The sequence below is a fragment of the Okeania sp. SIO3B5 genome, assembly GCF_010692555.1.
Classification (GTDB): Bacteria; Cyanobacteriota; Cyanobacteriia; order Cyanobacteriales; family Microcoleaceae; genus Okeania.
Map to the genome: position 1 here is coordinate 1 of NZ_JAAHHG010000416.1, position 9,053 is coordinate 9,053.

A 9,053-nucleotide genomic window follows, 5' to 3' on the forward strand; every position below is an offset into this window, starting at 1 on the left:
TGATAGGGAATAGGGAACAGGGAACAGGGAACAGGGAACAGGGAACAGGGAACAGGGAACAGAGAAGAATAAATGATAATTTCTGGATAAGAATTGATTTGATTTTTAATTTTTGGAGATGTCTATTAAAGATACTTTTTTTAATAGTAAATAATCAGGATATTGTCAACTTTATGATCTCACTTGCAGTTACCAAACACCATAAGTAATTCTACTTAATTAACAGAGAGTTTTTTGTAACTTATTGTAATATATTTTGAAGTACAAAATGTGGGTTTTAGAAAAGTATAAACTACCTAGAAGCAGGAAGCTCAAAAGCCTAATAGAAGTTGGTTTACTAGATGAGGAAAGTACTCTAAATTTGATTGTTAAACCAGCTCAAGGAATACTAGAATATGAACAAAGCGCGGTAGATGCCAAATGGCAACTATCCGCAGGCCATCCTTCTCTAACACAACTACTATGCTCCAATATTTTTAGACATTGTAGGGAAAAAGGAATAAAAAACGTAACTGACAATCATGTCTGGTTAATTTTGGAGACGCGATGACAGAGAGAAGCAGTATTAATAGGTTTTCTAGAACCTTTTGATTAGCATAAAAAATTATTTTTTCGTGCAGTAGCAGAAGCTCAAGAAAGCTTTGGAGAAAACCAACTACAAGCCTCTGTAAAAAATTGGCAGTCTATAGGAAAACGTTGAGTTGAAGAATATGGCTTTTTAGAAGAACAAGAATGTCCTATAAGTTATAAGATCAAAGTTGAATTAGTCCGACTTTGGCTGGTAAAAACTATCCCTTATCTGATGAGGAAAGACGGCAAATGGATAAAATTCCTAACAAATATCAAAATTTACCTGAAACAAATAACAACCACAAAACGCCTGTGCCAGAGCAAAATGATCCTCCTCAAGGACCTAATCAAATATCAAAATTTTTGTCTTTGTTAATGGTAGTTTCTATTATACTCGCTCCTATAATGTTCACATTTTACCGGATTATTAGTTCGGAAAATTCTGAAGTTGTTCAAAATGGCTGTAATTCACTGTTAGAAAAAATAGATAGAGCTTTGGAAGATGAAATAGATAAAGAAGAGCGATCGCTCTTTATAGAAAAAATTAACTCTGAATGGTATAGGGAAGAACAGAATTTAGACGAACAATGCTCTAATATTGATGGGTTTGATGAAAAGTATAACCAATTATTCTGGAAATCTAGTCTGGATCAAATAAGTTCTCAAGAATATGAGGAAGCCACAAAAACTTTGTGCAAAATTACCAATAGATATGAAGACTTTAGTGAAGTTGAAAATACACTTAAAGAATGGATCTTCAATAATACTCTGTCTAATAAAAACAAAGAAAAGGTAATTGAAACATTGATTCAACAAAATCAATCACCTAATGATTGTCCAGCTTATTCATTCAATAACGAGCAAAACAAAAATTTACTAGACCAGCAAAAGAAACTACTGTCCGGGCAAAAAAATTTACAGTATGACCAGGAAGCCAGAAATCATGTTGACGAATATAGGTATGAAAAAGCTGTCGAATCATATTGCAAAATTACAGAGGGGTATGCTTCCTTTGACAATATAAGAAAGCAGCTAAAAGAATGGTTGTTTGAAGATAATTATTCAAATTCTTTCAATTATGACGATCAACAGAAAGTTATGGAGAAACTGAAAGAATTAAAAGAATGTCCAGCGTCTCCACTTTAATGATTAATTAATGCTATTCAGGTTTGGGATTTTCCCAAAAACCGTCACTTCCTTCTATTTCTTCTTTTGGCGTTACTCTAATTCCTTGTCTGGCTATCCTATGAATGTTCAGCCATAAATTTTTTGTTTTAGATAACTTTCTTTGATTGCCAATTATCATATCAAAACTGTATAAAATTCCCCCGATAACTACCCAGACTATCCAACTAAAAATCAAGACAAAAACAAAAACAATTAACCATCCTAATATTTGAGAGCCTAGCTGACCTAAAACATTATAATTATCCTGATATACTTCCGTACCTTTGAGACTCCAAGATACTGCTATAGTACCCCAACATCCACAAAAAAGATGAACGGGAATAGCTCCTACCGGATCGTCAATTTTCCATAACTTTAATAGTAAGTTACCAAAAGTAACAATTACTCCACTAACAGCACCTATGAGAATAGCAATAGGAACATCAATATAAGCAGAGGAAGCTGTTACTCCAACTAAGCCACCTAAGATACCATTAATAAGTGATGAAAGTTCGGGTTTTCCAGTTTCTGGATTATTTTCAAATATTTTAGACCATAAGGCAGTTATGGGAGTAGAAAGTATGGCAACTATACCTCCTGTTGCTGCGGACATAATGGTAGTGATAACTATATGACCGACATTTTGTAGCTCGGTTGTAGAGCCACCATTAAAACCTAACCAACCTAACCAAAGTATGAGACATCCGAGAGTGGCAGATGTTAAGTTGCTTGGGTAAGTAAAATAGTTTTGATGCCCAAATTTACGAGGTAATGCTTTCCGCAGTACACTACCATCTAAATCTTCCTGGGGGTCATATCCAAAATAACCCCATCTAGGTTGAAGTAAGATAGCACCTACTAAAGCAACAGTTCCTCCCACAGTATGAACAACGGTAGAACCTGCAAAATCTATAAAATTAATTGCTTGTTTGAGCCAACCATATTCTGACCATACCCAATGACCAACTATAGGATATAGAAATCCTACCAAGATAAAACTAAACCAGAAAAATGCCCAAAACCTAATCCTTTCTGCCACTGCTCCAGAAACAATAGTTGCTGCTGTTCCAGCAAATGCTAATTGAAAGAAAAATAGAGATGCTATAGAGCGGTTTTCCCATTGACGTTGCAAACAAGAAAATTTATTTTTAGGAAAACCTAGGGGGTTATCATCTTTGGGAAGTAGTATATATTCTGAACTTTGCCCCGACTCATTATATTCAGTTGCTGGAGAAAAATGCCCCAGGTAACTAACTATTTCCTGGTCATTTTGATTAGCATTTTTTCTACAAGGAGCATGATCTGAACCATCACCAAACATTAAGCCAAAACCAAACATCCAGAAAGCGATCGCTGCTACACAAAAAACAATTAAGTTTTTCGCCAAGACATTTACAGAATTTTCGCTGCGACAAAAACCAGCTTCCAAAAGAGCGAAACCAGCATTCATAAAAAATACTAGGGCGCCAGCTAATAACAGCCAGATATTGTCTACTGCAGCAAAATTATTGGCACTATCAGCATCATTAGCTAAAGCTCTTTGGCAACTTATCAAAACTACGATAGTTGCCAAAAATAAACAGACATACCTAAAGCGTGAGAACCAGTTTTTATTAGTCATTTCATTTATTAGTTTGCTACGCATACTGAAAAGTCTCCTAGATCGGAACTATTAGGACTTACGCACTGACAAGTTGTAGGTTGGGTTGAGGAACCGTTAGCGAAGCTTATCCGTTAGGATAAACCCAACAATAGTAAGGTTTTGTTGGGTTTCACTCCGTTCAACCCCATCTACATTTTTAGGTGTAGGTTGGGTTGAGGAACGTTAGCGGAGCTTATCCGTTAGGATAAACCCAACATTAGTAAGGTTTTGTTGGGTTTCACTCCGTTCAACCCAACCTACATTAGCTATTACCTATTAAATATCCATTTTCCTCAGCTCTTCAGCAAGAGCATCTATAGTAAAACGAATTTGCTCCTCTGTATGATTACAGGTAATAAAAAAGCGCAGTCTAGCTGCATTGTGTGGCACAGATGGATAAAACATAAACGGTACATTAATTCCCCGCTTAAATAAATTTTGGGATAATAGTACAGACTTAATAGACTCACCCACAATAATAGGTATCACTGGAGAGTCCTTACTCATACCAGTATTTAAACCTCGATCGCGAGCGCATTCCAAAAATAGTCGAGACCTTTGTTGCAGTTGTGTCACCCTTTGAGGTTCCGCCTTCAACAAACGAATAGCTGCTAATACTGATGCTGCATCTGGTGGGGAAATACCTACACTATAGACAAATCCTGGGGAAGTATATTTAAGATATTCTACTAATGCTTTGCTACCAGCAATATAACCACCACAACTAGCAAAAGATTTACTTAAAGTACCCATCCATAGATCGATATCATTGGGGTCAACCCCAAAATACTCACTAATACCCCTACCATGGTTGCCAATGGTACCGATAGAATGAGCCTCATCTACCATCAGAAAAGCTTTGTAACGTTGTTTAATCTCTATAAATTTCGGTAAATCTGGAATATCACCATCTGTACTATATACACCTTCTATAGCAATAAGTATCCGTTTATAACGATGACGGCGATCGCTCAATAACCTATCCAAAGCTTGCCAGTCATTATGAGGAAAAGCAATAATAGTTGCTCCCGATAACAAACAACCTTGGAAAATACTATTATGGCTCAAAGAGTCATGGAGAATTAAATCATTTTGCCCAAACAAATGACTAATAGTAGTTACATTAGTTGCATGACCGCCAACATAAACAATACTATCCTCAACGCCGATAAAATCAGCAATTTCTCTTTCCAATTCCTGATGTAACGGCTTTTCTCCTGATAATAACCTACTGGCAGAAACAGAAGTACCATAGCGATCGATAGCTTCCTTCGCTGCATTAGATACTGAGGAGTCGCCACACATACCTAAATAATTGTAGGTAGCATAATTCACCAATTCCCTACCACCAATAACTGTGGTATTATTATTAATCTGTTCTTGAGGTATAAAAAACGGATTACCAATACCTGTAGCATTAATTTCTGCCATTTGCTTTTGCAGTTGCAGATATTCTGGGTACAGGTCGAAGTTATAATACTCTAAAGGAATTTCTTCAGTTTCAATAGTTGGATTAGAAGTTGAGACCTCAGCCTCATCTTCTAATTTTTTGTGAATATTTGGCCCTGTATCCTGGGTGGTATCCTCCACTAAATATTCAGCTAAAGCCTCAATAGTTGGATAATCCAATAACAGAGTCGGAGGAAGTCGCCTACCGAGGAGATTTTCTAGTTCTCCAGAAAGATTGACCACTTCAATCGAATTAAGGCCATAATCAATAAAATCCCGCTCAATATCTATCTCATGAATATCAAGTTCTAGTCTTTCGGCCAATTGGGATATCAACCAGGACTTAATAGTTTCTGTAGACGGGGATAATTGTGGGACTTGCAAGGCAGGGTCTGGCTCGTTGTTTACTAAAGACAGATGTTGGCTGTCCTTCTCATTGGTAAGCTGGTTCAACAGTTTCATTGTTCACTCCTGCACCACGTTAAAATTGCTCATAACTCAGTTTTTTCTAGTAGCTTATATGCAATAGCACATATTGGGGTAAAAAAGTCCCTCTAAAAAATCATAAATTTGATTTCTGATTTTTTAGCACTAACTTCTAACTTGTAACAATTACCTAAAATAGCTAACTATTTCAACTGATTGACCCCCCCAACTTTGATGTCGGCAAGGGGTCTCCCGTTAACATTTGTATAACGGGAGGGGAGTTGCCGACCAACAAATAAACCGCGCAGCGTCCACTTAGAGCTTGCATTGTGTGTTTTTTTGTGTTATTGTAATTATATTAGGAGTAGCGGTAGTACGCACCTGAGAAAACTATGAAAACAAATAGCGAGTATGGAGTTCAATTAAGAAGTTCGCCCTCAACCCGTGAAAAAGTAAACTCTTGAGGGAACTTTCTGGAGTACAGAATTGTTTAGTACAAAAAGGCGGTGGGTCTCATCGTCTCTGTCTGTAGAGGGTTAAGTGGTTGCACTCCCTGTGAAACAGAAAGCCCTATCTATGAGGTAGGTCCGCCTACATCATAATCTTTGATTTGATGTAGGAGAACGTCACAAAAACACTGGGGAAAGCATTATGGTTATCTCAACGTTGGTTGAAGACCCACGATCTCAGGAACAGAAGCGTCCCATGGGAAAACCAATCAATGTTGCGGTTCTTACCATAGTATGCTATGGTCAATATCACAAGGCTGCTGGGCTAGCAGTGTCAGTCTGTGGAGCGACTGTAAGACCGAAAAGAGGTTTAGCCTTGGAGGCAGGTGCGTTAGAAGCAGAAAGACCTAATCAGTGATGGTTAGGAATCCTTCGTTGTAGCTCAAGCACAACTTTGGAATGATGTCAATGTGCCATGATCTCATAAGAAGTAAGGAAAACCAGCTAGGTTCTACTACAGACTAGAGTCGGAAGTCAGAAGTTACGCAGCTAATTTTGTGCATTAGATTTTGGGGCAGGTTTACATGATTTGATGGTTAAACTCGTTAATTTAACCAGGAACCTGACCCTACTATTGCAACATTTTCAGAGTTTCAGTCCACTACCTTCTTTATTCAAATACCTTTAAAGTTCCTGCCAAAAAACCATCACGACAAGCATAACGCTGAACTTTACCACTAGAAGTCTTGGGAATAGCTCCTGGTTTGAGCAATAATACCTGATAAGTCTGTAAGTCGTGATTTCTTGATATAACTCGTTGGATAGATTTAATTAAATCCTCAGAGGAATTGGAATTTTCTGTCCCAGACTTGCCATTACGCCGACCAACTTCCCGAAAGTTACGTTCTACCTCAGCCACTACTACTAGATTTTCTTCCCCTGCAACCTCCACTGAAAACCCAGCCACACAACCTGGTCTAATCATGGGATGACTTTGCTCGACTGTCCATTCAATGTCTTGAGGGTAATGATTCCGACCATTAATAATAATCACATCCTTGAGACGACCAGTCACAAACAATTCCCCACCCTCCAAAAACCCTAAATCTCCAGTTCTCATAAATGGCTCTTTTCTAGAAGCTTCAGGTAAATAAGCCTCAAAAGTCTGCTTTGTTTCTTCTGGTTTGTGCCAATAACCCTCAGCAATACTTGGCCCCGATACCCAAATTTCTCCAACTTCACCCTCAGCACAGAGAGTTAATTTTTCTGGATGGACAATTTTAATCTGTTGGTCTGGCAAAGTTTGACCGCAACCAACTAATATTTTTGTGGCTTCAGTTTCTGAAGTAGTTGAAATAATCTGATTTTGTTCTAATGCGTCAGTCGCAATAGCTGAAATAATCTGATTTTGTTCTAATGCGTTAGCCGCAACAGTAGTTTGAATTGGTGGAGCAAGTTTATCGCCTCCAGAAATTATCAGAGTAGCTTCTGCCATCCCATAACAAGGATAAAAAGCTTCTCGACGGAAACCACAAACTTCAAAAGTTCTGGCAAATCTTTCTAACACTTGGGCACTAATAGGTTCAGCACCATTAAATGCCACTTCCCAACTACTTAAATCCAAATTTTGAATCTGTTCGGCCTTAATTTTACGGACACACAGATCGTAAGCAAAGTTAGGTCCACCGCTGGTAGTCCCTTGATGTTGAGAAATAGCTTGTAGCCAGCGCACTGGACTTTGCAGAAACATTAACGGAGACATTAAAACTACTGGAAATGCTCCATATAAAGGTTGTATTATTCCACCAATTAAACCCATATCGTGATAAGGAGGTAGCCAGATTATTCCTTTGCTTTCTACAGAATGTCCAAAACATTGATGAATCAGACTAGAGTTATGCAAAAGGTTTTGGTGAGTAATCATTACTCCTTTTGGTGTGGCTGTGGAACCGGAGGTATATTGGAGGAAGGCAAGGGTATTTTCGTTGATATTTGGTTCAAGCCATTTTTCTGCAAAATTGTCTGGAATATGGTCAGTGGCTAACCAACCTAAATTATTCAATTCTGGGGTTTCCGAGGCACGACGTTCTAGGGTGGAGATGATAGATTTAGTTGTTAGAGCTACTTTGGCCTCTGTATCCCTAATAATTGTTTGAATGCGGGCCAGGGAGCGATTTGGTCTAGGGGGATAGGCGGGAACTGCGATAATTCCAGCATAAAGACATCCAAAAAAGGCGCTAATATACTCTAGTCCCGGTTGATAGATGAGTAAAGCACGTTCTCCTGGTGGACATACTGATTGGAGATAGGCAGCGATCGCTCGTGAACGTTGTTCTAGTTGTTGATAGGTGAGGCTAGTTGTTTCTGTTTCTCCATCTACTAAAAAGGTATAAGCTATTTGTTTGGGGTTTTCGATAGCTCTGTTTTGTAATAAATCTACTAATGTTTTAATTTTTTTATCTACAATATTCATTTGATTTTTAATAGAAAAAGCCAGGGTTCGGGCAATTAATTTATACCAGAAGGAAGAAGGCTTTAGTTATCTAGGAGAGAAGGAAGAAGGAAAAAGTGGTTCATCAATTTGAAAAGCGTTGTAAATGTTTGTAGTGCGGGCATCTTGCCCGCGACGGGTATACCTCACGCTTAGTGGAATCTACTGTAACAATTGTGATGTATTTCCCTGGGACTGACTTTTGATTAAAAATCTATCTGAAGCTGCCAAAATATTATCAATTTATAGTCACAGCTATTATTTAAGTCTGAAATAAAATGACACAACAACATATAACTTTAATTACTGGTGTGCGACTAGATTTCAAAAACCCTGGCAATTTCCGGTAAATAGTGTAAAAATAGAAGATGAAGATAGAAAAAAAAGGAAATGGTCAAAAATTATGTAACCCCAGGGGAAGCAGCCCGAATCTTGGGAGTCTGCGACAGAACCTTGCGGTACTGGGAAGAGCAGGGAAAAATCAAAGCAATTAGAACAGCAGGAGGTCAACGAAGATATGACATCACCACATATACAACTGGGACTACCGGGGATAGGGCTACCATTCTCTACGCCAGAGTCTCGTCAACAAAGCAAAAAGAAGACTTGGAGCGTCAATGTTAATATCTCCAGTCCCAATATCCTGATGGAGAGCTTGTCAAAGAAGTTGGAGGAGGACTTAACTACAAACGAAAAAAAATGCTTGCCGTACTGGAACGGGTTATGTCAGGAAATGTCCAATCGATTGTGGTCACATACAAAGACAGGCTCCTTCGATTTGGCTTCGATTTGCTCGAATGGTTCTGTGCCCACCACAATGCGCGAATCGTGGTTCTCAACAAAGTTGAACTTTCTCCCG

7 protein-coding genes and 2 pseudogenes are annotated in these 9,053 nt (G+C 38.3%); 6 read left to right on the forward strand and 3 right to left on the reverse strand.

Annotation, left to right across the window (positions count from 1 at the left end; translation table 11 throughout):
- The 3 genes and pseudogenes from F6K54_RS33935 to F6K54_RS33945 all read left to right on the forward strand — a co-directional run.
- A pseudogene (locus tag F6K54_RS33935) lies at positions 1 to 209 on the forward strand (hypothetical protein); the annotation flags it as partial.
- Between the two features lie 47 nt (positions 210 to 256).
- The gene (locus F6K54_RS33940) at positions 257 to 550 is read left to right on the forward strand and encodes a hypothetical protein (RefSeq protein ID WP_293087953.1); all 294 of its coding nucleotides are present in this window, start codon (positions 257 to 259) and stop codon (positions 548 to 550) included.
- Between the two features lie 224 nt (positions 551 to 774).
- Positions 775 to 1,716 carry a hypothetical protein gene (locus tag F6K54_RS33945; RefSeq protein ID WP_293087954.1) on the forward strand — a complete coding sequence of 314 codons (942 nt, stop codon included), beginning with the start codon at positions 775 to 777 and terminating at the stop codon, positions 1,714 to 1,716.
- Positions 1,717 to 1,729: 13 nt separating this feature from the next.
- On the opposite strand, the gene F6K54_RS33950 is transcribed toward F6K54_RS33945, so the two are convergent.
- Positions 1,730 to 3,358 (reverse strand): ammonium transporter, encoded by a 1,629-nt coding sequence (locus F6K54_RS33950; RefSeq protein ID WP_293087956.1) that lies wholly within the window; start codon positions 3,356 to 3,358, stop codon positions 1,730 to 1,732.
- A 297-nt stretch (positions 3,359 to 3,655) separates the two neighbouring features.
- Positions 3,656 to 5,290: an aminotransferase class I/II-fold pyridoxal phosphate-dependent enzyme gene (locus tag F6K54_RS33955; RefSeq protein ID WP_293087957.1), complete on the reverse strand. Its 1,635-nt coding sequence runs from the start codon at positions 5,288 to 5,290 to the stop codon at positions 3,656 to 3,658.
- 615 nt (positions 5,291 to 5,905) lie between these two features.
- Between F6K54_RS33955 and F6K54_RS33960 the strand changes: the two genes are divergently transcribed.
- Positions 5,906 to 6,121 carry a hypothetical protein gene (locus tag F6K54_RS33960; protein ID WP_293087959.1) on the forward strand — a complete coding sequence of 72 codons (216 nt, stop codon included), beginning with the start codon at positions 5,906 to 5,908 and terminating at the stop codon, positions 6,119 to 6,121.
- 252 nt (positions 6,122 to 6,373) lie between these two features.
- Here the strand turns inward: F6K54_RS33960 and F6K54_RS33965 are convergent, their stop codons facing one another.
- Complete coding sequence (locus tag F6K54_RS33965) at positions 6,374 to 8,176, reverse strand: fatty acyl-AMP ligase (protein ID WP_293087961.1); 1,803 nt, start codon at positions 8,174 to 8,176, stop codon at positions 6,374 to 6,376.
- Between the two features lie 408 nt (positions 8,177 to 8,584).
- Between F6K54_RS33965 and F6K54_RS33970 the strand changes: the two genes are divergently transcribed.
- Positions 8,585 to 8,818: a recombinase family protein gene (locus F6K54_RS33970; RefSeq protein ID WP_293087963.1), complete on the forward strand. Its 234-nt coding sequence runs from the start codon at positions 8,585 to 8,587 to the stop codon at positions 8,816 to 8,818.
- 51 nt (positions 8,819 to 8,869) lie between these two features.
- Positions 8,870 to 9,053: pseudogene (locus F6K54_RS43360) on the forward strand (IS607 family transposase); the annotation flags it as partial.